Below are 25,513 nucleotides of genomic sequence, written 5' to 3'. Positions count from 1 at the left end.
GGCAAACAAAAGGCAATGGGATCATGATCAAGACACGTTTTACTGAGCTGTTCGGCGTCGAACACCCGATCGCGCAGGGCGGCATGCAGTGGGTGGGCACCGCCGAGCTGGTGTCCGCCGTCGCCAATGCCGGGGCTCTTGGCTTCCTGACCGCGCTGACGCAGCCCACTCCTGAAGCATTGGTCAAGGAAATCGCGCGTACCCGCGAGATGACCGACAAGCCGTTCGGCGTGAATCTCACCATCCTGCCGTCGATCACCCCGCCGCCCTATGACGAATATCGGCAGGCGATCATCGAAAGCGGGATCAAGGCGGTGGAAACCGCCGGTTACAAGCCGCAGGAGCATGTTGGCGCCTTCAAGGCGGCGGGGGTCAAGGTCATCCACAAATGCACCGCTGTCCGCCACGCGCTGTCGGCCGAGCGCATGGGCGTGGACGCCATCTCCATCGACGGCTTCGAATGTGCGGGGCATCCGGGCGAGGATGATATTCCGGGCTTGATCTTGATCCCGGCCGCAGCCGACAAGGTGAAGGTGCCGATGCTGGCTTCCGGGGGCTTTGGTGACGGTCGCGGTCTGGTGGCGGCGCTGGCGCTGGGCGCGGAGGGCATCAACATGGGCACGCGTTTCTGCGCCACGGTGGAAGCGCCGATCCATGACGGCATCAAGCAGGCGATCGTCGAAAATGACGAGCGGGCGACCGAGCTGCTGTTCCGCAGCTATCGCAACACCGCGCGCGTCGCCAAGAACAGCATCGCGGTCGAGGCAGTGAAGATCGAGCGGGAAGGCAATCCGTTCGAGGCGATCTCGCATCTGGTCAAGGGCACGCGCGGCCGCGAAGGCTTGAAGCTGGGCGATCCTGAGCATGGCATCTGGACCGCTGGCATGATCCAGGGGCTGATCCATGATGTGCCCACGGTCAAGGATCTGGTCGACCGCATCATATCCGATGCCGAGGCGATCATCGATCAGCGCCTCGGTCGCCTGATCGGCCACAATGAGGTGGCGGCCTGATGGATATCGCATGGTCGCCGCAGGATCAGGCCTTTCGCGAGGAAATCCGCGCTTTCCTCGATGAGAATCTGACCGACGAAATCCGCGAATCCGGCAGGCTGATGACCAGCGTCTATGCCGATCATGATCGGTCCATGGCCTGGCAGCGCATCCTGAATGAACGTGGATGGGCCGCGCCCGCCTGGCCCAGACGCCATGGCGGCGCTGAATGGAGCGTGGCGCAGCGCTATATCTATTCGGTCGAGCGGGTCCGTGCGGGCGCGCCGCCGGTGTCGCCCATGGGCATCCAGATGTGCGGCCCGGCGATCATCGGTCATGGTACGGAGGAGCAGAAGGCTTTCTATCTGCCGCGCATGCTGTCGGGCGAGCATTTCTGGTGTCAGGGCTATTCGGAGCCGGGCGCGGGGTCGGACCTCGCTGCGCTCCAGATGCGCGCCGAGGAGGATGGCAATGATCTGATCTGCAACGGGCAGAAGATCTGGAACACCCATGCCGATATCGCGAACTGGGGTTTCTTTCTGGTGCGCACCGGCAAATATGACCGGCCGCAAAAGGGCATTACTTTCCTGCTGATCGACATGGCGACGCCGGGCGTCACTGTACGGCCGATCATTTCGCCCTCGGGCGAGCATATCCAGAATGAGATTTTCCTCGACAATGTCCGCGTGCCCAAGACGAATGTCATCGGGCAGATCGATCAGGGCTGGACGGTCGCCAAATATCTGCTGGAGTTTGAGCGCGGTGGGGTAGCCTATGCGCCGGAATTGCAGGTCCGGCTCGACGCGATCGAGGTGGCGGCAGGGCAAGTTGCGGGCGATGTCTGCGACACGCTGGCCGACGATCCCGCCTTCGCCACCCGGATCGCGGCGGCGCGGATTGAGATCGGTGCGCTGGAGATTTTCGAATTCCGCGCCATGTCGGCGGAGGCTCGGGGAGAATCGCCCGGTGCGTCGGCCTCGATCATGAAGATACGCGGCACCGAATTGCAGCAGTTGATGACGGAACTTGGCCTTCTGGTCGCCGGGCGCTATGGCATGGCCTATCAGCCGCAGGCCGGCTGTCCGGGCGGGCCGGTGTCCTTTCCGCATGGTCAGGGTGGCTTTGTCGGACCGCGCGAGGCTGCGATTGCACCGCTGCGCTATCTGAACGAGCGGGCGGGGACTATCTACGCTGGATCAAACGAGATTCAACGCAATATTCTGGCCAAGGTGCTGGGGCTTTAAGGAGATGGGGCGCTGGATGGTTCCGGCGCCCTGACCATCGGCAATCCACATGTAACGGCTGCCGCTGCGAACACTGCGACTTCCCGCAGATCGGCGATGGTCATCGTCGGTCGCTCAATTTTCTGATGCGATAGCAGGGCCTCTGTGTTCCGGCGAGGCGGTGGGGCGCTGACGAAGCGCAGGCCATGGGCCTTGCTGCCCGGATTTTCCCCAATACCGATTCTGGCGATGGGGGGTTGGGCAACGGCCCAATCCGCCTGCCAGCGATCATGTGAACAATCCATTGGTCGGAACTGCCGCCAGCCAAAACGCCACGCGGGGCAGGCAGGTGTTGCCTTTTTGCCGATCATCCAGCGCAAATTTAATGGGGTGCATAATCACCTATTGATTGTAGATAATTGATCAGTTAAAGTTTCTGGAACAAGGAGGAGAGGGCCATGGAAGCCGCTGCGGATGGGAAGTCGAGTGAACGAAAGATCACCACGCTTGGCATGCTGAATGTCGATCTTCAGGCTGCCATTCGTCGCATTCCGGCGGAAGCGGACGCCGTGATCGAGCCCATCGGCGCGACGCGGACCAATGCAATCTTTACCGGCGCCGAGCGCTTTGAGGCGGAGCAGGCACGCATCTTCCGCCGTTTCCCCGTGCCCGTGACCTTATCGGCGCTGCTGCTCGAGCCGGGTATGGTTGTTGCGCATGATGGCTATGGTATTCCGTTGCTGATCAGCCGGACAAAGAGTGGCGAAATCAAGGCCTTCATCAACGCCTGCCAGCATAAGGGCGCCAAGCTGATCGAGGATTGCGAGGTCCACAGTCAATCGCGCATGACTTGCCCCTATCATGCCTGGACCTATGGCATTGACGGCAAACTCATCGGTGTGGCGCGCAATGAGGCGTTCGTTGGTCTCGACAAGGCGCAGCGCGGCCTTGCTGAACTGCCCGCGCGTGAATGGGGCGGTGTCGTCTATGTGCAATTGGATGGTCGCGAGCCTGACTGGTCGCAATTGTCGGATCAGGTGGCGCAGGACTTCGACTCGCTCGGCATCGCCAAGGCGCATGTCTATGGCCGCAAGAGCTTCGATCTCAAGGCCAATTGGAAAGTCGTTCTGGAACCGTTTCTGGAAGGCTATCATGTCCAGCGTCTTCACGCACAGTCAATCGGCAATCAATTCCCGGATGCGCCCAATATCGTGACCATGTTCGGAGCGAATGTCCGTCAGATTTCTGGCCGGATCGGTTATGTTCCTTCCATGTTGGATGAGGATGCCGATGCCAATATCCACAAGTTGGTGACGCACGCCTATACGACTTTCCCCAATTGCGTCGTCGTTACCAGCCAATATTATATCAGCGTCATGCTGCTGATGCCGCGGGCACCCGACCGGACTGTGGTCGACTATTTCATGCTGACGCCGGAACCGGCCTCTACGCTCAAGGCGGAGGAAGTGTTCGAGCGGTCCTTCCGCCTGATTCTGGACGTCTTTGGCAATGAGGATTTCCGCGCGGCTGAAATCAGTCAGCAGGGTCTGAACGCCGGTGTGCCGAAAGAGACCGTCTATTGCGGCCTCGAAACCAATATCATCCGTTATTACGACGCGATTGAGGCTTTGCTCTGATCCATCCGGGCGACAGGCCAATTTAAGGCCGCGCCCACGGAGCAGTTCGAAAGGTTCGTTAGGGAGAGATCGTCATGAACAGCATTGCCTCGATTGACCTGCCGCATGTGGTTCCCGACCATGTGCCGCCGCATCTGGTCTACGAATTCGATATTTATGGGGACAAGCGCATCAATCAGGATGTGCAGGGCAGCTATGTCGAGGCGATGAAGGCTGCACCTGATATCTTTTGGACACCGCTGAATGGCGGGCACTGGATGGTGAAGGGCTTTGACGCGATCCAGAGCGTCGTCACCGATCCGGAGCATTTCTCGGTCCGTGAGATGCAGATTCCGCGTGTCGAAAATCCGCCCTTCTTCATTCCGCTCAGCCTTGATCCGCCGGAAAATCTGCCCTTCCGCCGCGCGATGACGCCGATGTTCGGTCCGGTCGCGATCAAGGCGATGGAGCCGCATATTCGCGAATGGGCGGCGAAGATCATCGATACGGTCGCTGACAAGGGTGCCTGCGATTTCCAGGCCGACGTCGCCAAGCTGTTTCCGGTGTCGGTGTTCATGGAACTGATGGGCATGGACCTGTCGCGACTTCAGGAATTCCGCCATCTGGCCGAGGAATTTTTCGACAGCCAGAATGATGCCGAAGCATTGGCACGGCTCTCCGCGCAGATCCTGGGCATTTTGAAGGAGTTGATCGAGGAAAAGCGGTCCAATCCAGATGGCAAGCTGATGAGCCATTTCATCACCGTTGATCTGGATGGCCGCACCATGACGGACGATGAAATCCTGGCGATGAGCTTCGTGCTTTTCCTGGGCGGCATGGATACGGTGACCAATGTGACCGGCTTTGCTTATCAGCAACTGGCGCAGATGCCCGAATTGCAGGCACGCCTTGCAGCCGATCCGTCGCAGATTCCGGCTTTCGCGGATGAGGCGGTGCGGCTTTTCGGCGTGGTGAACACCCCGCGTCTGGTGGTCAAGGATATCGATATTGGCGAGGCCTGGTTCCGCGAGGGAGAGATGGTGCTGTGCATCCTCTGCGCGGGCAGTCGCGATCCGTCCAAGTTCGATGCGCCCAATCTGCTCGACATCGACCGCAAGCGGGTCGCGCATCTGACTTTTTCTTCGGGGCCGCATCTGTGCATCGGCCATGTGCTGGGGCGGGCGGAAATCCGCATCCTGACCGAGGAATGGCTGAAGCGGGTTCCGTCCTTCAACGCTGTCGCGGGTGAGCGTCATGCCTTCCGTATCGGTACGGTGATGGCGCTCGAGAATCTTCCGATAGAATGGAAGGTCAAAACCTAAGTCTATCGATTGCCCGCCACGACAGGAACTTGACGGGAAACCAATAAAAATCTGGAAATATGCAAGGGAGAAATGGAATTGTCCTATCGCTCATTCTCTAATCATGTCGCTATTCTACCGTTGGCGATCGGGATGCTGATGTCATCCGGCACGGTTGCCTTGGCTCAGGAGCAAGGCCCGGCGGAGCCCGCCGCAGCCGCAAAGGATGCAGATCAGGACATCATCGTGACGGCCCGCCGCCGTGACGAACGTCTGATCGATGCGCCTGTCGCGATCACTGCGATTGGTGGCCAGACACTGCAAAATTATTCGGTTACGCGCGTCACCGACATGGCGACGCTGGTTCCCAATCTGGTCGCGGGCAAGGCGGCGTCGGGTTCGTCGGCCAGCATCTTCCTGCGCGGCGTAGGGTCGACCGCGCTCAGCGCCGGTTTCGACCAGTCCGTGTCCTTCGTGATCGATGGCCTGCCGATGAGCCGTGGCCGTGAAATCAGCCTGCCGCAGTTCGACATCAAGGGCGTGGAAGTGCTGAAGGGCCCGCAGGCGCTCTATTTCGGTAAGAACACGACAGCCGGTCTGATCGCCATCACCTCCAATGGTCCGGGCGATCATTTCGAAGCCGGCATCAAGGCGGGCTATGGCTTCAAGGCATTGGACAAATATACGGAAGGCTATATTTCGGGGCCTGTGACCGATCGGTTCGGCGCTCGTCTCGCGGCGCGCTATTCCAATTCCGAAGGTGCGTTTAAAAATACCGCTGCGGAGGATTCGACCGACGTGCTCGGTCGCGCCCAGCATCGCTTTTCCTCGCGCCGTGGCGGCTCTGAATCCTTTGGCGCGCGTCTGACGCTCGACTGGGATGTGACCGACAATTTCAAGATGGAACTGAAGACTGGCGCGACCTGGCTCAATGACGGCGGCCCGACCGATCTGGTTGAACGCATCTGCGCGGCGGGTCGCACCACACCGGCCAGTTCCAACGGCATTCCGCCCAGCCCGAACGCGGACTGCAAGGTTGACGGTCGGGCGGACGTCACGTCCCTGCCGGTCGAGGTCGCACGCGCCAATTATCGTTACGCCAGCAGCAACGGCAAAATGTATGCGAAGTTTCGTTCGCAATATGGTGTTTTGACCAGCACGCTGACGTCGGACCCCTTCGATGTCACGTCGATCACATCCTATTATCATTTCAAGCAGACCGACCTCAACAATGTGGCCGGTGAATCCTATCCATCGACCTTCTCGCAATTGGCGGACTTCGAGCAATTCTCGGAAGAGGTCCGGTTCCAGTCGAAGCTGGAAGGTCCGTTCAATTTCCTGGCAGGAGCCTTCTATTCGCACGGCGATTTTGTCTTCAACACCGACGCCTATATCTTCCCGATTCCGGTCGATCCGACGACTGGAACGGCTACGACGTTCAAGCGTGACGATGGTTTCAAGAGCGATTCCCTGTCGATGTTCCTCCAGGGAACATTGGCGCTGGGTCAGTTCGAACTGTCGGCGGGTGCCCGTTACAGCGTTGAAGCGCGCAAGTCCTACCAGCGCTCGCTGGCTGCGGCCTCCGCTTTCGCGGCGGCCTTCCCGGCTGGTATCGTGATCAACGACAAGTTCGATGACGACAATCTCTCGCCGGAAGTCACCCTGCGTTACAAGCCGAGCACGGACACCACTTTCTATGCGGCCTACAAGCGCGGCTTCAAGAGCGGTGGCTACAACATCTCGCAGGCCCTGACCCCGGCGGCATCGCAGGCGGCTGGCCGCTTCGGCAGCGAGACGGCGGAAGGTGGCGAGGCTGGCGTCAGGACGCTGCTGTTCGGCCGTGCTCTGGCTGTCAATCTGACCGCCTATAACTATACCTATTCGGACCTGCAGGTGCAGACCTTCGATCCGGAAACCATCAGCCTGATCGCGGGCAATGCCGGTAAGCTGCGCACGCGCGGCGTTGAGGGCGACTTCAACTGGCGTGTTGGCGGCGGCCTCTCAATCCGCGGTGCTGCGGCCTATAATGACGCCAAGTACAAGGACTATATCGGTCAGTGCTTTGGTGGCCAGACGGTCGCTGAAGGGTGCAGTCTCAATGGCGGTACCGCCCAGAACTATAGCGGCCGTACGCCTCCCAAGGCGCCCAAATTCGCGGGCCGTCTGGGCGGCAGTTTCAAGACGCCGGTTACAGATAGCCTCAACCTCGCCATCAACAGCGATGTCAGCTATACCTCGTCCTACAACTTCACCGATACGCTGCGGCCCGATGGGGTGCAGAAGCGCTTCGCAAAGGTTGATGCGTCGGTCATCCTTTCGGGTCTGGACGACAAATGGTCGGTATCGCTCATCGGTCGCAACCTGACGAACAAGCTGGTGGTGACGTCCGCCAACGACATTCCGTTTACCGGCGCCAATGGTACGCGGGCGGATATGTCGGCCTTCATCGAAAATCCGAGGGAGATCGTTCTGGAAGTCGGTTTCAAGTTCTGATGGCGACTGGGGGGGCGGAACCGACGTTCTGCCCCCATCTTTCATTAATTGCATAATCAATATATCCTGCGACTTCGTTCAGGGATAAGGACAATCATCGCAAGCCGGGAATCGCGATCGACAGAAACCCGTCCCGGAATAAGATCAAGGCGATATATTCGGGATTAGAAAATGGCTGAAACTCTTGACCTTCCGCTCTCCGGCATTTGCGTTGTCGATCTCGTACGCGGGCCGCTTGCGTCGATCACGCGCTATCTCGCTGAATTGGGGGCGCAGGTCGACCGGCTGGACGGTCACGATGCACTGGCCGACGCGGTAGAGGATTTCGCTGCCAATGCGGGCAAGCGGCGCCACAGGATCGAAGTCAACCATCCCGATGCCGTCGCGCTGATTGATGCCGCTCATATCGTGGTTGTGGATGGGGATCAGCCGATCGATCTGGCGGCGCTGGTGCAGGTGCGTCCAGGACTGGTCGCCATGACGGTCAGCGATTTCGGCAGCAACACCTCGCTGGTCGACTGGAAGGGATCGGGACCGGTGCTGCATGCCCTGTCCGGCGAACTCGCGCGCTCCGGCATTCGCGGGCGCGAGCCGTTGATCCCGCCGGGGGATCTTGCCTATCAATGCGCGGCGTCGCAGGCCGCTTATACCCTTGTCACGGCCCTCTATCATACTCTGCGGAGCGGGGTTGGCGACCATATCGACTTTTCCGCGCTGGACGGCGCGGTGCAGGCGCTGGACCCCGGCTATGGCGTCGGCGGCAGCGCGACCATGGGCAAGCCCGCCAAGCTGCTGTCGCGCGACCGGCCGGCAAAGGGCTTCCAATATCCCATCCTGCGTTGCGCCGATGGGCATGTGCGCATCTGCCTGCTCGCCAAGCGCCAGTGGCAGGGCATGTTCCGCTGGATGGGCGAGCCGGCGCAATTCGCCTCGCCCGATTTCGAGAAAACCGCTTTCCGCTACAAGTCGCCTGACCTGCTGCCGGCCATCACCGCCTTTTTCGCGGACAAGAGTCGGGATGAAATCGAAGCGGGCGGCAAGACCTTCGGTGTTCCGGTTTCGGCGGTTCTGACCTTCGACGAATGTATCGAGACGGCGCATATGCGAGAGCGCGGGGCGATTGCGTCGCTGCCAATGCCCGATGGGCGCGTGGCGAAGTTGCCGAACGGCATGATCTGCCTGGACGGCCATCGCGCCGGAATTGGGAGCGGTGACAAGGCCCCTGCCTTTGAGAGCGGCCAGCCCCTCGAACCCGGCTTGGCGCGGCCTTTTGACGGGCTGCGCATCCTTGACCTCGGCGTGATTGTGGTGGGGGCGGAGCAATCGCGGCTGCTGGGCGATCAGGGTGCCGATGTCGTCAAGGTGGAGTCGCGCGCCTATCCCGACGGAAACCGCCAATCCTATCTGCCCTATGGCATGTCGGTCAGCTTCGCCGCTGGGCACCGCAACAAGCGCAGCCTTGGCCTTAACCTGCGCGACCCCGAAGGCCGCCACCTGTTTCTGGAACTGGCCGCGCAGGCCGACATCATCATGTCCAACTTCAAGCCCGGCACGATGGAGAGCCTTGGTCTTGGCTATGAGGATGTGACGGCGGTCAATCCGCGCATCATCATGGTCGACAGTTCGGCCTTCGGTTCCACTGGTCCGTGGAGCGGCCGCATGGGTTATGGACCGCTGGTGCGCGCGGCAACCGGCCTGACGCTGGCATGGCGCTATCCCGACGATCCGGAGGGTTTTTGCGATTCCATCACCATCTATCCCGACCATGTGGCTGGACGCATTGGCGCCATGGGGGCGACCGCGCTGTTGATCCGCCGTTTGCGCACCGGGCGGGGGGGTACGGTGAGCGTTGCCCAGTCGGAAGTCATGCTCGGCCATTTCGCGGCGGATGTCGCCCGTGTGTCAATCGGTGAGCCGACCGGGCAGGCGCCGGACCATCCCTGGGGCGTCTATCCCGCCGCTGGCGACGACGCATGGTGCGTGGTCACGGTCGATGGCGAGGCGAGCTGGCGGGCCTTGTGCGACGTCATCGGCTATGCGGCGGGTGAAAAGCTGTCGAGTCCGGCCAAGCGCCGCGCCGCGCAGCCGGAGATCGACGCCGCGCTGAAGGCCTGGCTGGCCGGCCGTTCGCCGTTCGAAGCGGCGTCAGCGCTTCAGGCGAGAGGCGTGGCGGCCGCGCCGATGCTGCGGGTCAGCGAGCAGCCCGACTTTGTCTATTATCAGGAGCGGCATTTCTTTCGGACGGAAAGCCAGCCCTATCTCCACGAAGATGTGGTCGCGGAGCGCCGCCACGCCACCAGCCAGGCGACCGCTGACGCGGCGACTCGCCCGGCGCCGCTTGCGGGTGAACATAGCGGGGAAGTGATGGCGGATTGGCTGTCCCTCGACCCCGCCGCGATCGACGCGTTGCTGGCTTCGGGCGTGCTGGAATCAGTCGATCCGGCCGAATGGGAGGCCATCGAAAAGACCCGCGCGGCGATTTCCGCAGGAGGCGCTTGACGTTAATTAAGTAAGCAGTTAACCCGAGTGGCATAGTCGCTTGAACAGGAAGTCCTATGTCTGAAGCTCTCATCATCGACGCAGTCCGCACGCCGCGCGGCATCGGTAAGGTCGGGAAGGGCGCGCTCGCCCATCTGCATCCGCAACATCTGGCCGCCACGGTCCTCAAAGCCATTGCGGAGCGCAACAGTCTCAACACTGCCGATGTGGACGACGTCATCTGGTCGACCTCCGCGCAGCGCGGCAAGCAGGGCGGCGATCTCGGCCGCATGGCGGCGCTCGATGCGGGCTATGCCATCACCGCGAGCGGCATGACGCTTGATCGCTTCTGCGGTGGTGGCATTTCGGCGGTCAGCCTGGCCGCCGCGCAGGTGATGAGCGGCATGGAAGATCTGGTCGTCGCGGGCGGCGTCGAGATGATGAGCTATACCGCGACCATCGGCGCGGAAGAGGCTGCCGCGGGCATGGCCCCGCCGCTGATGGGTTCGCTGAACGACCATCTCGACGCGCTGCATCCGCAATCGCATCAGGGCGTGTGCGGCGACGCGATCGCGACGATGGAAGGCATCAGCCGCGAGACGCTCGACGCGCTGGGTCTGGAAAGCCAGCGCAAGGCCGCCATCGCCATATCCGAGGGCCGTTTCGACAAGTCGCTCGTCCCGGTGACGGATGATGAAGGCCATGTGATCCTGGCCAAGGACGAATATCCGCGCCCCGAAACCACGGCCGAGGGGCTGGCCCAATTGAAGCCCGCTTTCACCGCGCTGGCCGATTATCCCTATGACGATAAGGGGTCGACCTTCCGCAAGCAGATCAACCGCCGCTATCCCGACCTTCAGATCGAGCATGTCCATCATGCCGGCAACAGCTCGGGCGTGGTCGACGGTGCGGCGGCGGTGCTGATCGCCTCGCGCGACTATGCCGAAAAGCATGGGTTGAAGGCCCGCGCCCGCATCGTGGCGACCGCCAATATCGGCGACGATCCGACGCTGATGCTGAATGCTCCGGTCCCGGCCGCGAAGAAGGCGCTCGCCAAGGCGGGACTGACCAAGGACGATATCGACCTTTGGGAGATCAACGAAGCCTTCGCCGTGGTGGCGGAGAAGTTCATGCGCGATCTGGAGCTTGATCGCTCGAAGGTCAATGTGAACGGCGGCTCGATTGCGCTCGGCCATCCCATCGGTGCGACCGGCGCGATCCTGATCGGTACGGTGGTCGATGAGCTGGAGCGCACCGGCGGTCGCTATGGTCTTGTCACCATGTGCGCGGCGGGCGGCATGGCGCCCGCGATTATCGTCGAACGCATCGACGGCTGAGATTCAAAATCCCGCAGGAGGGGCAAAAAACATGGAACTGAATAGCAACACCGCCGCCGTCATTACCGGCGCGGCATCGGGCTTGGGCGAAGCGACCGCGCGTGCGCTGGCCGCCAAGGGGGTCAAGGTCGCGATCTTCGACCTCAATGAGGAACGGGGCGAGGCGGTCGCCGCGGAAATCGGCGGTACTTTCTGCAAGGTCGATGTGACGGACGATGCCAGCGTCGCGGCGGGCTTCGAGAAGGCACGCGCCGCCCATGGACAGGAGCGCGTGCTGGTCTGCTGCGCGGGCACCGGCAATGCAATCAAGACCGCCAGCCGCTCCAAGGAAGACGGTTCGATCAAATTCTTCCAGGCCGCCGATTTCAACAGGATCATCCAGATCAACCTTGTCGGCACCTTCCGCTGCGTGGCGCAGTCGGCCGCCGGCATGCTGACGCTCGACACGCTGGAAGGCGACAATGATCGTGGCGCCATCGTCATGACCGCCTCGGTCGCGGCGGAGGATGGGCAGATGGGCCAGGCGGCCTATTCCGCGTCCAAGGGCGGCGTCACCAGCCTGACCCTGCCCGTCGCGCGCGACCTGATGGGCGAGGGCATCCGCGTCAACACCATCCTGCCGGGCATCTTCATGACCCCGCTGATGCTGGGCGCCGGGCAGAAGGTGGTCGATGCCCTGTCGGCTTCGGTGCCCTTCCCCAAGCGCTTGGGCGATCCGGCCGAATATGCCAGGCTCGCGCTCATGATGATCGAAAATGGCTATTTCAACGGTGAGGATGTGCGCCTGGACGGCGGCATCCGGATGGCGCCGCGCTGATCCATGGCCGGGCTGTTCGACACGCCGTCCCGTTGGATGGACGAGGAACTCGTCATGTTCGACGAGTCGGTTTCGCGCTTCCTTGCCGACAAGGTGCCGCCCGAGCGGCTCCAGCAGTGGCGTGAGGATGGCATTGTCGAACGCGCGGCCTGGGATGAAATGGCGCAGGCGGGCCTGCTCGGCCTGTCGATCGCGCCGGAATATGATGGTGCGGGCGGCGATTTCCGCCATGAGGCGGTGCTGATCCGCCGCCTTGGCCTGCTCGGCGCCGAAGGCTGGGGCGTGCCGCTGCACAATGCAATCTGCGGCGGCTATATCCAGCATTATGGCACGCAAGAGCAGAAGCAGCGCTGGCTGCCGGGCATCGTCTCCGGCCGTTATGTGACCGCCATCGCCATGACCGAGCCGGGCACTGGCTCTGACCTTCAGGGCATTCGCACCACGGCGACGGCGAGCGGCAACGGCTATGCGATCAACGGGCAGAAGACCTTCATCACCAATGGTCAGCACGCCAATCTGATCATCGTCGTCGCCAAGACGGATCCCCATGCCGGCAGCAAGGGCATCTCGCTGCTGGTGGTGGAGACAGAGGACGCACCGGGCTTCTCGCGCGGGCGCAATCTCGACAAGGTCGGGCTGGAGATGGGCGATACGTCCGAACTCTATTTCGACGATGTCCAGGTGCCTGCCGACAATCTGCTCGGCGGGGTCGAGGGCAAGGGCATGGTCCAGCTGATGAAGGAGTTGCCCAAAGAGCGCCTCATCATCGCGGTCGAATGCATGGCGATCATCGAGAAGGCGCTCGATTGCACGCTTGACTATGTCCGCGAGCGCAAGGCTTTCGGCAAGCGGGTGCTGGATTTCCAGAACACCCAGTTCACGCTGGCCGATTGCAAGACCGAGGCGGTGGTCGCGCGGCTGTTCGTCGATGATTGCATGGAGAAATATCTGGCCGGGCAACTGGACGCCGCGACGGCGAGCATGGCGAAATATTGGACGTCTGAGCGCGCCCAGTCGATCGTCGACCGCTGCCAGCAATTTTTCGGCGGCTATGGCTATATGAACGAATATCCGATCGCCCAGCTCTACAAGGATGTGCGTGTGAAGCGTATCTATGGCGGCACGACCGAAATCATGAAGCTGCTGATCGCCCGAACGCTGGAGGATTGAGCGGCGGCAGGTCAGAATAGGTGGCTGGCCTTCGCGCCGGCACGCAGGACAGGAGAGTAAAGCCATGAGCTATGAAACCATCCGCTATGAAGTCGAGGATGGGGTCGCCACGATCACCCTGCATCGGCCCGAAAAGCTCAACGCCTTTACCGAAAAGATGATGGCCGAAGTTATCGACGCGCTCGACCGGGTCGATGCCGACGATGCGGTACGCGCGGTGATCTTTACCGGCGAAGGGCGCGCTTTCTGTGCCGGGGCCGATCTCTCGGAAGGCACCAATGCCTTTGTGTTCGAGGGGGATGTGGTCCGGGCGGACGGCTCGCTCAACTATTCGGTCGATGCGGCGCGCGATGGCGGCGGGCGTGTGACCCTGCGCATCTTTCAGTGCCTGAAGCCGGTGATTGCCGCGATCAATGGCCCGGCGGTCGGCATTGGCGCGACCATGACGCTGCCCATGGATATCCGCCTCGCCAGCGACAATGCGCGCATGGGCTTCGTCTTTGCACGGCGCGGTATCGTCAATGAGGCGGCTTCGGCCTGGTTCCTGCCGCGCGTCGTCGGCGTGTCGCAGGCGATGGAATGGTGCGCGACCGGACGGGTGTTCGACGCGGCGGAAGCCAAGGCGGGCGGGTTGGTCCGCTCGCTGCATGCGCCCGAGGATCTGTTGCCGGCCGCGCGCGCTTTGGCGCGGGAGATTGCCGACAATACCGCACCCGTCTCCGTCGCGTTGATCCGCCAGATGGTCTGGCGTGGCCTTGGCATGAGCCACCCGATGGAGGCGCACAGGATCGACAGCCGAGGCATCCTCTCGCGTGGCCGCAGCGGCGATGTGGCGGAGGGCGTGACCGCCTTCCTCGAAAAGCGCCCGGCGCGCTTCCCGGACAGAGTGTCGTCGGACATGCCCGATTATTTCCCGTGGTGGGAAGAACCGGCCTATAACTGAAGGGGAAGAGTGATGGACCTGTTTCGCGAAGGCGCGTTCAAGGGACGCACGGTGTTCGTGGCTGGAGGCTCCTCCGGCATCAATCTGGGCATTGCCCATCGCTTCGGAGAGATGGGCGCCAATGTCGCGCTGATCAGCCGCAGCGAGGAGCGTATCGCGGCGGCGGCGGAAGAGGTCCGGGCGACCGGAGCGGACTGCATCGGTCTGGCGGCGGATGTGCGCGATTATGATGCGGTGACGCGGGCCTATGCGGCGACGGTTGAACGCTGGGGGCCGATCGACGTCGTGATCTCCGGCGCGGCGGGCAATTTTCTCTCGCCCGCCGTGGGTCTTTCCGCCAACGCGTTCCGCACGGTGGTCGAGATCGATCTACTCGGTACCTTCAATGTGCTGCGTGGGTCTTTTGACCATCTGCGCAAGCCCGGCGCCTGCCTGATTTCGATCACGGCGGGTCAGGCCAAGCGCCCGATCATGTTCCAGGCCCATGCCAGCGCGGCCAAGGCGGGGATCAACAACCTCACCGAGACGCTGGCGATGGAATGGGGTCCGGCGGGCATCCGCGTCAATGCGATCGCGCCCGGCCCGATCGGTGATACCGAGGGCATGGCCCGCCTTGCGCCCACGGACGAAGCCACCAACGCGATCAAGCGGCGCTTGCCGCTGCGCGACTATGGCGCCAAGCGGGACATTGCCGATGCGGCGCTGTTCCTGGCGAGCGACAATGCGCGTTATATCACCGGCGTCGTGCTGGAGGTGGATGGCGGGCTGTTGCTGGGCGATGCCTCGGCCGATGCGCTGACCGTGCCGGAGAGGCAGAAATGATCAGGATCGAAAAGCGCGGGACGGTCGACTGGGTGACGCTGGACCGGCCCGACCGATTGAATGCGCTGAACCGCGAACTGATCGATGCGCTGCATGGCTATTTCAGCGATCTGCCGCAGAATAAGGACACCCGCATCGTTGTGCTGCGCGGTGCAGGGCGCGCCTTTTGCGCGGGGCTGGACCTCGACATCGGCGCCGAGGACACGCCCAGCGTGGACGAGCGCTTCGCCTTGCAGCGCCGGATCGCCGAGATCGTCATGAAGATGCGCTATTGCCCGCAGGCGATCATCAGTCTGGTCCATGGCCCGGCTTGCGGGGGAGGTTTCGCCATGGCGCTGGCCTCGGACATCCGCATCGCCGGGGAAAGTGCGCGGATGAATGCGGCCTTCATTCGGCTGGGCCTGTCGGCCTGCGACATTGGCGTTTCCTATTTCCTGCCCCGGCTGGTGGGCGCCAGCGTCGCCGCTGAACTGATGATGACCGGCGATTTCATTCAGGCCGACCGGGCGTTGCAACTGGGCCTCGTGAGCCGCGTCGTGGCGGATGACGCGCTTGAGGCGGCGGCCGAGCCGATCATCGATTCCATGCTGACAACCTCGCCCTTGGGTTTGCGGCTTACCAAGGAGTGTCTGCGCATGGCGATCGATGCGCCGAGCCTGGAGCATGCCATCGCCATGGAAGATCGCAATCAGGTGATCTGTTCGGGAACGCCCGATTTCGCGGAGGGCGTTGCGGCCTTTTTCGAGAAGCGTCGACCCGCCTATGCCAGCGAGCTTGTTCGGGGAGGGCAGGCATGAGCGGCCCCGAGACCATAGAAGTCCGCGCCAACGCCCGCTTTGAAGTGGCGGCGCTGGAGCGTTGGATGGAGGCGAATGTTGCGGGTTTTCGCGGCCCGCTCACCGTTGAGCAGTTCAGCGGCGGCCAGTCCAACCCGACCTTCAAGCTGACCGCGCCGAGCGGCCAATATGTCATGCGGCGCAAGCCCGCGGGGCAATTGCTGAAGGGCGCGCATGCCGTCGACCGTGAAGCGCGGGTGATGCAGGCGCTGGGGCAGCAGGGCTTTCCGGTGCCGCGTGTCCATGCGCTTTGCACCGACGACAGCGTGATTGGTAGCTGGTTCTATGTCATGGACATGGTGGCGGGGCGTATTTTCTGGGAGGGCGATTTCCCCGGCGTGCCCGATGGTCAGCGCGGCGCGCATCAGGATGCCATGGGCGCGACCTTGGCGCAGCTCCACAATTTCGATCCGGAAGCGATCGGCCTTGGCGATTATGGCCGGCCGGGCCGCTATCTCCAGCGGCAGATCGAGCGCTGGTCGCGGCAATATCGCGAGGATGAGCTGGCCGGGCCGACGGCGGACCTCGATTTTCTGGTGGAATGGCTTCCTGCCCATGCGCCTGATGATGAGGCGATCAGCGTCGTCCATGGCGACTATCGCATCGACAATATGATCTTCCACCCGACCGAGCCGCGCGTCATCGCCGTGCTGGACTGGGAACTGTCGACGCTGGGCCATCCGGTGGTCGATTTCACCTATAATTGCATGATGTATCGCGTTCCCTCGGTCATCAAATGGGGCTTGGCCGACCGCGACCTGAAGGCGCTGGGGATGCCGAGCGAAGAGGATTATGTGGCGGCCTATTGCCGACGCACGGGGCGCGAGAGCATCGCCCATCTCGACGTTTACATCATCTTCAACCTGTTCCGGCTCGCTGCGATCATCCACGGCATCAAGGGCCGGATGCTGCGCGGCACCGCCTCTTCGGCCGAGGCGGCGGAGATGGTCAAGAATATGGATATCCTTGCCGCCATCGCCCGGCGCATCGCGGAGGAGGGACGATGAGCGTAAAGTTCGATTTTTCCGGCAAGACCGTGCTGGTGACGGGCGGCACGCAGGGCATCGGCCTTGCCACGGCGCAGGCCTTTGCCGATGCGGGCGCGCAAGTGCATATCACGGGAACCCGTGCGGCGCCTTCGGACTATCCGGGTGATCTCAGCGCCTTTCGCTACCATCGTGTGCGCATGCAGGATACGGCGGAGCGGGCGGCGCTGTCCGATGCGTTCGACCGGATCGATATCCTTGTCAACAATGCAGGGTCAGCGGGCGAGAACGAATATGACTATGACGGCTATTGCGAGGTCATAGAGATCAACCAGAACGCGCCGGTCGACCTCTGCTACCGCTTCCGCGACCGGCTTGCGGCGGCCAAGGGCGTCATCATCAATGTCGCCTCGGTGGGCAGCTTCATCGCCCTGCGCGACCAGCCTGCCTATACGGCGAGCAAATGGGGGCTGCTCGGCTTTTCCAAGTCGATTGCGGATAAATGGCTGAGGGATGGCATCCGTGTGAACGCCGTCGCGCCGGGGTTCGTTGATACGCAGATTATCGACTGGGCCCGCACCGAGGATGCGCTGTCGGCCGATTTCCTCCGTCAGATTCCCGCCCGCCGGGTGGGCCGGCCGGAGGAGGTTGCGGCGACAGTGCTGTTCCTCGCGTCGCCAGAGACGGCCTATATTGTGGGCCAGGCGATCGTCATCGACGGCGGCTATCTGCTGCGCTGACCGTGGGAGATGAGATTTGGCGCTGAAGGACGAGCCATGGCGCTTGCTGCCGAGTAGTTATGCGCGACGCTTTTCGACGCGCATTCTCTTCAGCGACATGGACGCGTTTCGGCATCTGAATAACGGCGCGACCGGGCGTTATTTCGAGGAAGGGCGGGCGGACCTCAATATCCAGATATTTGGTGTCCGCCACATGATCAACGCTCCGGACGGATGGCAGCTTCTCTTTGCCAATGTCACGATCGACTATATTCGCGAGGCCCATTATCCTGGCGCGGTAGAGATTGCGAGCGGGGTGCGCAGCATCGGCAGAAGCTCCTATGTCGTGTCCCAGGCCGCTTTTCAGCAGGACCAGTGCTTTGCCGTGGCCGAAGCGGTTCTGGTGAAGGCACGGCAAGGACAGTCCCAACAGCTTCTGGAAGCCGAACGGGAGGCGCTGGAAGGACTGCGCTGCACTGCGGCGGAGGAATATCCATGACGATCGAACGAAACAATCCGCCCGAAAATCGGCTCACGCATGTACGCAGCTATCGTGCGCCGGACGGTGTGCGACTGAGTGCGGATGTCGGCGGTCCGGATGGCGCGCCAGTGATCATCCTGATGCATGGTGGCGGTCAGACCCGGCATAGCTGGTCGGGTGCGACGCGCGTGTTGATTGAGCGGGGCTATCAGGTCATCAACTATGATGCGCGGGGGCATGGCGACAGCGACTGGTCGTCCAGCGGCGCCTATACGCTCGATGACCGCGTGGCCGATCTGCGGGCGATTACGGACACGTTCGATGGACCCTTTGTTCTGGTGGGTGCCTCTTTGGGTGGCGCCACGTCGATCCATGCCGTTGCGCTCGGCCTGAGGCCGCAGGCGGTGGTGCTGGTTGATATCGTACCCCATGCGGAAATGCAGGGCGTCGCGCGGATCGTCGATTTCATGAGCAGCAACACGGACGGTTTTGCGTCGCTGGACGAAGCGATCGAGGCGGTCGCCGCCTATAATCCCGACCGCCCCCGACCCAATGATCCGAGCGGGCTGATGCGCAATCTTCGTCTGAAGCCGGACGGACGGCTTTACTGGCATTGGGACCCGCAAATCATGGCCAATCCGTCGGTCGCCAGAGCGCATCATGATCTGTTGGTGGCATCGGCTGATCAGATGGCGCGGCTGACCGGGCTTCCGGTTCTGCTGATCCGCGGCCTGCGCAGCGACATTGTCAGCGATACGGGCGTTGCCGCATTTCGCACGATGATGCCGCAACTGGAGGTGGTCGATGTCGCGGGTGCCGGACATATGGTGGCCGGCGACCGCAACGATGCCTTCAATCGGGGAGTCATTGATTTCCTGACGCGGACCATCCCCCTCACGCAAGCGGCGGGGGCATAAGGCGTCAGGCGACCGCTTGCTGGCCTAAAGGCTGGCCGATTTCGTCGCGCTCCACCCGCGCTGCTGCTCCAGCCAGATAGATGCGTACGGTTTCGGCAAACAGTGCCTCTTCATCAAAGGCGTTGCTCTCCAGCGCCTCGCTGAAATGGGGCAGTCGACCGGGATCAACTTCAGGCATCGGCGCACGACCTCTGGTGATCGCCGCTGCTGCGAACAGGGCCGATCCGAAGGTCAGCTTTTCTGTACCCTCCAGAATCGCAAGCTTGTAAGCTGGCGGATAGTTGTAGACTTGCGCCGTTCTTTCATAGGCCTCCAGCAGCAAATGGCGCGGGAAGAATTGCAGCATCAAGGGCGCGGCATTCGGATGCCGAAGGATCGTGCGGCGGGTTGCAACGCAAAGGGTTACGATCCATTCTTCGAACGGGCCGTCGTCGGGGTGCAGGTTCGGGATCTTGAGCAGCAAGATACGGGCGACTTCCGCCAGTAGCTCATCCTTGTCGTGAAAATGATAATAGAGCGATGGCGATTTGACACCCAGTCGTTGCGCGACTTTCGTCAGGCTGAGATTGTCCAGACCCACTTCGTCCACAATTTCCAACGCGGCCTCAGCCGCCCTTTGGCGTGAAATCAATGGTGTGCTCGGCCGTGGCAAATGTTCCTCCCTGTTTTGCGTTCCCTATTTTGCATCCGTCGCAGGGTTAGGCAAGCTGTCGTCGTCCTCAGGCGGGGCATGGTTGAGTGGGCGTTCTTCGCTGCCATATGAACGGGGTTTGGGACGTTCGGGAAAATCATCAGCGCATGCGCTTGCCCTTGTTTCCTCAATGTGGATTGGGCTAGGATTTAATTAATCAGTCAATTCGTGATATGCGATTCTGACGCGCGGAAGGGCCATAGGAGAGCTTGGGCATGATCACCCCTCAAATGACAATTGGCGGCAAGGGCGTCGCGGGCCAGGAGGCGCCGGTAGCGGTGCTCAACCCCGCCACGGAAGAGATAATCGGAGAGGCGCCCGGTTGCAGCCGCGAGCAATTGGACGAGGCGGTTGCTGCCGCCCGTACCGCCTTCCCTGGCTGGAGCGCGCGTCCGTTCGATGAGCGCAAGAAGATGGTCGCTGCACTCGCGCAGGCCATTACGGAGAATGGCGAGGAACTCATTCGATTGCTGACCCTGGAGCAGGGCAAGCCGCTGGCGGCGGCCGAGGGTGAGTTGCAGGGCGCGGCCTATTGGGCAGCGGCGGTTGAAGGCTTTTCGCTTCCGCAAGAGGCGTGGGGTGATGACTCGCGCCGCGTGACCATCCGCCATTTGCCGTTGGGTGTCGTCGGCGCGATCGTGCCGTGGAACTATCCGTTGCTGACGGCACTGATGAAGATCGCGCCCGCTGTTACGGCCGGCAATTGCATCGTCCTGAAACCCGCGCCGACCACGCCGCTCGCGACCTTGCGTTTTGGCGAACTGATCCGCGACATTCTGCCCGCCGGGGTCGTCAACATCGTCAGCGGCGGCGATGAGGTCGGGCCCTGGATTACCGCCCATCCCGGCGTCGACAAGATCAGCTTTACCGGGTCGACCGTGACCGGTCGCCGCATCATGCAGTCGGCGGCGGAGCGGATCACGCGCTTCACGCTGGAACTGGGCGGCAATGACCCGGCCATCGTCCTGTCCGATGTGGATGTGGAAGCCGTCGCGGAGAAGCTGTTCTGGGGATCGATGCTCAACAGCGGCCAGATCTGCGTCGCGGCCAAGCGCCTCTATGTCCATGCCGATATTTTCGATGCGTTTCTGGCGGCCTTCATGGCGGTGGCCCGGTCGCAGACCATGGGCAATGGCGTGGATGCCGGTGTCACCCTTGGCCCGATCCAGAACCGGGCGCAGTTCGAACGGGTCAAGCGGCTCGCGGACAATGCGCGAACGGCCGGATATAGGCTGCATCAGGCGGAGGCGCCATCGGGCGGTGCTGGTTTCTTCTTCCCCATCACCGTGGTCGAGGACCCGGCCGATGATGCGGAGATCGTGCAGGAGGAACAATTCGGTCCGGTTCTGCCGGTCATGCGTTTCACCGATGTCGAGGATGTGATCGCCCGCGCCAATGGCACGCCCTATGGGCTGGGAGGATCGGTCTGGTCCAATGATGTGGAGCGGGCCTCTGCCATAGCGGATCGGCTCGACTGTGCGGCCTCCTGGGTCAACACGATCATGGATGCCCCGCCGGATCAGCCGATGGGTGGTCACAAACAGTCGGGCTTCGGCGTCGAAAACGGTCAGCTTGGCCTGCTGGAATATATGAGCGTGCAGTCGCGGGTAACGCTGCCCGGTGTCGCGGCGGTGGCGGGCGCAGATCTTGTCGCGGACGCCGTCTGATCATGGTTGAGGTGCCCGTCCTGACGCTCAAGGCTCAAAATTTCCGGGAGATTGCGCCTCTGCCGGCGGGCGAGGGACGGCGCCTGCGCCCTGCTATGCTCTACCGAACGGGTGATCTGACCCGGTTGACCGAAAGCTGCGTGGATCAGTTGCGGGCGCTCGGTATCCGGTCGGTGGTGGACCTGCGCAGCGCGGCCGAGCGGACGGCGCATCCCTATCTCTGGCTGGATGCCATTGACGCTGATCCCTGGGGCGATGCCAATGCCACAAGCTCTGCCGCGATCAATGGGCTGATCCGGCGAACCGAAGCGTCGCAGGCTGAGGTTGTGGAGGCCATGCAGGCGCTTTACGCCCAAATTCCCTTCAGTCATGCCCAGTCCATAGGCGAGATCGTCCGCCGTGTGATCGATGGGCGCGCGCCGATCGTCTTCGGCTGCGCGGCGGGCAAGGACCGGACCGGCGTTGCTGCCGCGTTGCTGCTCTCGCAGATTGGCGTGTCGAGGGAGGATATCCTCACCGACTATCTGGCGACCAATGGGGCGCTGGACGGGCTGATGGCGATGGCCGAGCGGGCTTTCCGCTGGGATGTGCGAACGCCCCATGTGCGGGCCGCCCTGATGGCCGATCCGGCCTATCTGGAGGCGAGCTTTGTGGAAGTGGGGCGCCGCTGCGGCGGGATGGAGGGATATTTTGAGTCCGTCCTCGGGATAAATGAGCAGGGGCGTCGCGCCCTGCGTGAGGCGCTGACGGAACCCGATGTGGACTGAAGCGGAGACAGGCAATGTCGACGACAGATGCATTCCAGACCGAACCGGGCGCGGATGGCGCCCATATCACCTATTGCCGCATCTGCGAGGCGCTGTGCGGCATGGTTGCCACGGTCAAGGACGGGCGCATCATCAAGGTTGTGCCGGACCGCGACAATCCCCACACGCAGGGCCATATCTGTGTCAAGGGTCCGGCTCTGGCCGAGGTTGCGCATGATCCTGATCGCGTGACCCGACCGCTGAAGCGCATCGGCGGACCTGGCGAATTTGTGCCGGTCAGTTGGGACGAAGCGCTGGACGACATCGCCGCGCGGCTTTCCGCCTCCATGGAGACGCATGGGCCAGACAGTTTCGCGCTCAACAGCGGCAATCCGCCCAGCCTCGGCTGGCCCAGCGCCATGGCGATCGGGCTATTTGCGCGGGCGATGGCGTGCAAACGCCTCTATACCCCCTCGTCGGAGGATATTTCGACGCCGGTGCTGGCGGGCGAGTTGATGTTCGGAAGCCATGCCTTCCTCTTTCCCGATCTGCCGCAATGTACGCATTTGCTGATCTTCGGCTCCAATCCCCTTGTCAGCCACGGGTCGCTGATGATCGCGCCGCGCATCCGCGAGGATCTGGAGGCGATTGCGGCGCGGGGCCGGGTGATCGTGGTCGATCCGCGCCGCACCGAAACCGCCGCGAAGTTCGAGCATGTCGCGGTCAGGCCGGATAGCGACGTCTGGCTGCTGGGCGCGATGCTCTCGGTGATTGTCGGGGAAGGGTTGGCCGATCAGGCTTTTCTGGCGGAGCATTGCACCGGCTGGGAAGAATTTTCCGCCGCGCTCGGCTGGATCATGCCGGAGATCGCGGCGGACCAGTGCGGCGTTTCTGCCGACATTATCCGTACCATGGCCCGCGAATTTGCCACGGCGCCGGGGGCGGCGGCGATGGGGCGGATCGGCATATGCCGGGGCAGTTTCTCGACGCTCACCAACATCTTCCTGCTGGCGCTGAACGTCGTGTCGGGCAAATTCCATCGGCCCGGCGGCCTTGGCTGGGGGCATGGCGGCACCGCGACCGATGCGCAGTTCGAGGGGATCAAGGGACCGGCCGCCTACAATAAACGCCCCTCACGGGTGAGCGGCATCCCCAGCGTTTGGGGCGCGCAATCCAGCCTCACCTTCCGCGAGGAGATGCTGACGCCGGGCAAGGGCCAGATCAAGAGCCTGTTTCTGATCGGCGCCAACCCGGTCATGTCGATGCCCGGCGGGCCGCATCTGGCCGAGGGCTTTGCCGGGCTGGACCTGATGGTCGCGCTGGACCTCTATGTCACGGAATCGACCCGCCATGCCCATTATATCCTGCCGGTGACAACCGCGCTGGAGCGGGATGACATCAACCAGTTCTTCATGAACCATATGGTCCGGCCCTTCGTCCAATATGTCCGCGCGGTGATCCCGCCGGTGGGTGACACGCGGAGCGAACTGGACATATTGAGCGATCTCTGCCGCCGTATGGGGCGCGGCGCGGTGTTCGAGGGCGTCGACCCCTTCGCCATGGCCGACGCGGCCTTGCGGGGTGGCGTGGAGGGACAGCGTCATGGCCTGACGCTGGAGAAGATCAAGGCCGCGCGGCATGGGATGATGATCGAGGGTGGGCGCTGGGATTTCGATTTCTGCAAGCGCATCGGCCATGCCGACCGCAAGATTCACCTCTGGTCGGACGTTGCCGCGGCGGAGATCGACCGCCTGCGCACCGCGCCGCCGCGCGATGTGGGCGCGCTGCGCTTCGTCAATGAAAGGCGTCTGCGGTCGATCAACAGCTGGATGCACAATGTATCCAGGCTGGTGCGCAGCGATGAGCCGCGTCTGCTGATCCATCCCGAGGACGCGCAGAGCCGCAACATCGTCGACGGCGGTCCGGTTACACTGCAATCGCAATGGGGCAGCATCGATGTGACGGCCAGGGTGACGGACGCGATCCGGCCGGGAGCAGTCGCCTATCCGCATGGCTGGGGGCATCGCGGCGGCTGGGAACTGGCCAATGGTCAGCCCGGCGGCAACATCAATGCGATCACGCCTGCTACGCCGGACATGGCTGAGCAGGTCAGCGGCATGAGCTATCTGGAGGGGTTCGACGTGGAGGTGCGCGCCCGCTGATCAGCGGCTCGCCGCTCCCTCATGGCTCGCCCCATGCCTCGATCGAGCGCAGGTCCAGCAGCGCCGCCGATACCCGCTCCGCATTGGCAATGCACACCTCCTCCACCTGCAATTCCGGCGGGCAATAGGCATAGCAAAGCGCGTAGAAAGCATGGCGCCGATAATCGAGCCAGGCGGCGTCGAAGGACAGTTCCGTCACGCCCTTTTCCCACATCCTTGTGAGATAATGGTCGATCAGATCGCGTTCGGCATGGCGGCGGTCCGCGACGCTCAGGCTAACAGTGATGGCATAGGCGACATCATGTGCCCAATAGCCGTGCATCGCCGTCTGCCAGTCGAGAAAACCGGGCGAGCCATCAGGCAGCCAGAAGCTGTTGCCCAGATGCGGGTCGCCGTGGACGAGGCAAAGGGCGTGGTCGCGGTCATGCTCCAGCAGGCGGATGAGCAGTGCCTTCAGCTTCTCGCGGTCGCGCAGTTCCGGAGCGATGAACGCACCGCGCGGCAGGTTGAGCATCCGGTCGAAATTGCTCTGGTTATAGACCATGTCTGGTACGCCGCTTTCAAGCAGTACGCCGCCGCCGTTCAGCCAGCCCAGCGTATCGAGAAACGGATCGCGCCAATAGCGGGCGTGCAGCGTGGAAAGCAGGTCGAGCATCGCGGCTGCCTGTGTCGGTGAAATCGGTCGGGTCGCGTTGCCGAAGGTCGCATTGCGTGCCATCAGATCTTCAAGGATCAGCGTGGAACCGGCTGTCGCGCTGTCGGTGTAGGAAAAATAGGCGATCGGGCAGCCGATCTCCATCGTCCGGGCCAGATCGCGATAAAAACAGGTTTCGCCCGCATAGACCGCCATTTGCTGCTCGGCATGGGGTTCGTAACCGGCCTTGAGCCACATGGTCGGCGGCAGGCGGTGGCGATGCCCTTCGTCATTATAGGTGAGCAGCAGCCGTACCTTGGTCGCCGTGCCATGGATGACTGTCCCGACTGTGACCGAAGTGACCTCCGTTCCGGGGAAGTTGGTGCTCAAAGCCGCCGTCATCCACTTGGCGGATATGGCGTCGATGGACTCCGGTGGTAACAGCGCCGCGCTCACATCCGGCATCGGTTTTTCCTCTCATT

At 62.5% G+C, this 25,513-nt stretch carries 21 protein-coding genes; 19 read left to right on the top strand and 2 right to left on the bottom strand.

The genetic code is table 11. The features are described 5' to 3' along the window. The first annotated feature begins 20 nt into the window (after positions 1–20). From HUK73_RS20405 to HUK73_RS20330, 16 genes are all read left to right on the top strand, one after another. Positions 21–1,013 (top strand): nitronate monooxygenase family protein, encoded by a 993-nt coding sequence (locus HUK73_RS20405; RefSeq protein WP_176594733.1) that lies wholly within the window; start codon positions 21–23, stop codon positions 1,011–1,013. Continuing rightward, positions 1,013–2,236 carry an acyl-CoA dehydrogenase family protein gene (locus tag HUK73_RS20400; protein ID WP_176593677.1) on the top strand — a complete coding sequence of 408 codons (1,224 nt, stop codon included), beginning with the start codon at positions 1,013–1,015 and terminating at the stop codon, positions 2,234–2,236. Before HUK73_RS20405 ends, HUK73_RS20400 begins: the two co-directional genes overlap by 1 nt. 437 nt (positions 2,237–2,673) lie before the next feature. After that, positions 2,674–3,852, top strand: coding sequence for an aromatic ring-hydroxylating dioxygenase subunit alpha (locus HUK73_RS20395; protein WP_176593676.1), 1,179 nt, complete (start codon positions 2,674–2,676; stop codon positions 3,850–3,852). 74 nt (positions 3,853–3,926) lie between these two features. Further along, positions 3,927–5,153, top strand: coding sequence for a cytochrome P450 (locus HUK73_RS20390; RefSeq protein ID WP_176593675.1), 1,227 nt, complete (start codon positions 3,927–3,929; stop codon positions 5,151–5,153). A gap of 132 nt (positions 5,154–5,285) precedes the next feature. Next, positions 5,286–7,625, top strand: a complete 2,340-nt coding sequence (locus HUK73_RS20385; protein WP_176593674.1) for a TonB-dependent receptor — start codon at positions 5,286–5,288, stop codon at positions 7,623–7,625. Positions 7,626–7,796: 171 nt separating this feature from the next. Next, positions 7,797–10,124 (top strand): CoA transferase, encoded by a 2,328-nt coding sequence (locus HUK73_RS20380; RefSeq protein WP_176593673.1) that lies wholly within the window; start codon positions 7,797–7,799, stop codon positions 10,122–10,124. 56 nt (positions 10,125–10,180) lie between these two features. After that, positions 10,181–11,440: an acetyl-CoA C-acetyltransferase gene (locus HUK73_RS20375; RefSeq protein ID WP_176593672.1), complete on the top strand. Its 1,260-nt coding sequence runs from the start codon at positions 10,181–10,183 to the stop codon at positions 11,438–11,440. A 31-nt stretch (positions 11,441–11,471) separates the two neighbouring features. Next, entirely contained in the window at positions 11,472–12,257 is a 786-nt protein-coding gene (locus tag HUK73_RS20370; RefSeq protein WP_176593671.1) for an SDR family NAD(P)-dependent oxidoreductase, read from the top strand. 3 nt (positions 12,258–12,260) lie between these two features. Continuing rightward, complete coding sequence (locus tag HUK73_RS20365; RefSeq protein WP_176593670.1) at positions 12,261–13,427, top strand: acyl-CoA dehydrogenase family protein; 1,167 nt, start codon at positions 12,261–12,263, stop codon at positions 13,425–13,427. 64 nt (positions 13,428–13,491) lie between these two features. Then, positions 13,492–14,370: a crotonase/enoyl-CoA hydratase family protein gene (locus HUK73_RS20360; protein ID WP_176593669.1), complete on the top strand. Its 879-nt coding sequence runs from the start codon at positions 13,492–13,494 to the stop codon at positions 14,368–14,370. Positions 14,371–14,382: 12 nt separating this feature from the next. Next, positions 14,383–15,192, top strand: a complete 810-nt coding sequence (locus HUK73_RS20355; protein ID WP_176593668.1) for an SDR family oxidoreductase — start codon at positions 14,383–14,385, stop codon at positions 15,190–15,192. Then, on the top strand, positions 15,189–15,989 hold the full coding sequence (locus HUK73_RS20350) for an enoyl-CoA hydratase/isomerase family protein (protein WP_176593667.1): 801 nt from the start codon (positions 15,189–15,191) through the stop codon (positions 15,987–15,989). The genes HUK73_RS20355 and HUK73_RS20350 overlap by 4 nt, the downstream gene beginning before the upstream one ends. Then, positions 15,986–17,035 carry a phosphotransferase family protein gene (locus tag HUK73_RS20345; RefSeq protein WP_176593666.1) on the top strand — a complete coding sequence of 350 codons (1,050 nt, stop codon included), beginning with the start codon at positions 15,986–15,988 and terminating at the stop codon, positions 17,033–17,035. Before HUK73_RS20350 ends, HUK73_RS20345 begins: the two co-directional genes overlap by 4 nt. Next, entirely contained in the window at positions 17,032–17,754 is a 723-nt protein-coding gene (locus HUK73_RS20340) for an SDR family NAD(P)-dependent oxidoreductase (protein WP_176593665.1), read from the top strand. The genes HUK73_RS20345 and HUK73_RS20340 overlap by 4 nt, the downstream gene beginning before the upstream one ends. A 16-nt stretch (positions 17,755–17,770) precedes the next feature. After that, positions 17,771–18,232, top strand: coding sequence for a thioesterase family protein (locus tag HUK73_RS20335; protein WP_176593664.1), 462 nt, complete (start codon positions 17,771–17,773; stop codon positions 18,230–18,232). Next, on the top strand, positions 18,229–19,131 hold the full coding sequence (locus tag HUK73_RS20330; RefSeq protein WP_176593663.1) for an alpha/beta fold hydrolase: 903 nt from the start codon (positions 18,229–18,231) through the stop codon (positions 19,129–19,131). Before HUK73_RS20335 ends, HUK73_RS20330 begins: the two co-directional genes overlap by 4 nt. 4 nt (positions 19,132–19,135) lie before the next feature. Here the strand turns inward: HUK73_RS20330 and HUK73_RS20325 are convergent, their stop codons facing one another. Next, positions 19,136–19,729 carry a TetR/AcrR family transcriptional regulator gene (locus tag HUK73_RS20325; RefSeq protein ID WP_176593662.1) on the bottom strand — a complete coding sequence of 198 codons (594 nt, stop codon included), beginning with the start codon at positions 19,727–19,729 and terminating at the stop codon, positions 19,136–19,138. Positions 19,730–20,037: 308 nt separating this feature from the next. Between HUK73_RS20325 and HUK73_RS20320 the strand changes: the two genes are divergently transcribed. From HUK73_RS20320 to HUK73_RS20310, 3 genes are read left to right on the top strand one after another with little or no spacing between them, the layout of a single operon-like run. Further along, entirely contained in the window at positions 20,038–21,489 is a 1,452-nt protein-coding gene (locus HUK73_RS20320) for an aldehyde dehydrogenase family protein (protein ID WP_218036668.1), read from the top strand. A gap of 2 nt (positions 21,490–21,491) precedes the next feature. Beyond that, positions 21,492–22,256, top strand: coding sequence for a tyrosine-protein phosphatase (locus HUK73_RS20315; protein WP_176593661.1), 765 nt, complete (start codon positions 21,492–21,494; stop codon positions 22,254–22,256). A gap of 14 nt (positions 22,257–22,270) precedes the next feature. After that, on the top strand, positions 22,271–24,397 hold the full coding sequence (locus tag HUK73_RS20310; RefSeq protein WP_176593660.1) for a molybdopterin-dependent oxidoreductase: 2,127 nt from the start codon (positions 22,271–22,273) through the stop codon (positions 24,395–24,397). Between the two features lie 19 nt (positions 24,398–24,416). On the opposite strand, the gene HUK73_RS20305 is transcribed toward HUK73_RS20310, so the two are convergent. Then, a complete protein-coding gene (locus HUK73_RS20305; protein ID WP_176593659.1) occupies positions 24,417–25,496 on the bottom strand; it encodes a phosphotransferase in 1,080 nt (359 codons plus the stop codon). Positions 25,497–25,513: the final 17 nt, after the last annotated feature.

The sequence above is a fragment of the Sphingobium sp. EM0848 genome, assembly GCF_013375555.1.
GTDB lineage: Bacteria > Pseudomonadota > Alphaproteobacteria > Sphingomonadales > Sphingomonadaceae > Sphingobium.
Note: the sequence above shows the minus strand (reverse complement) of the source record. Positions and strands in the feature narration are given on the sequence as shown.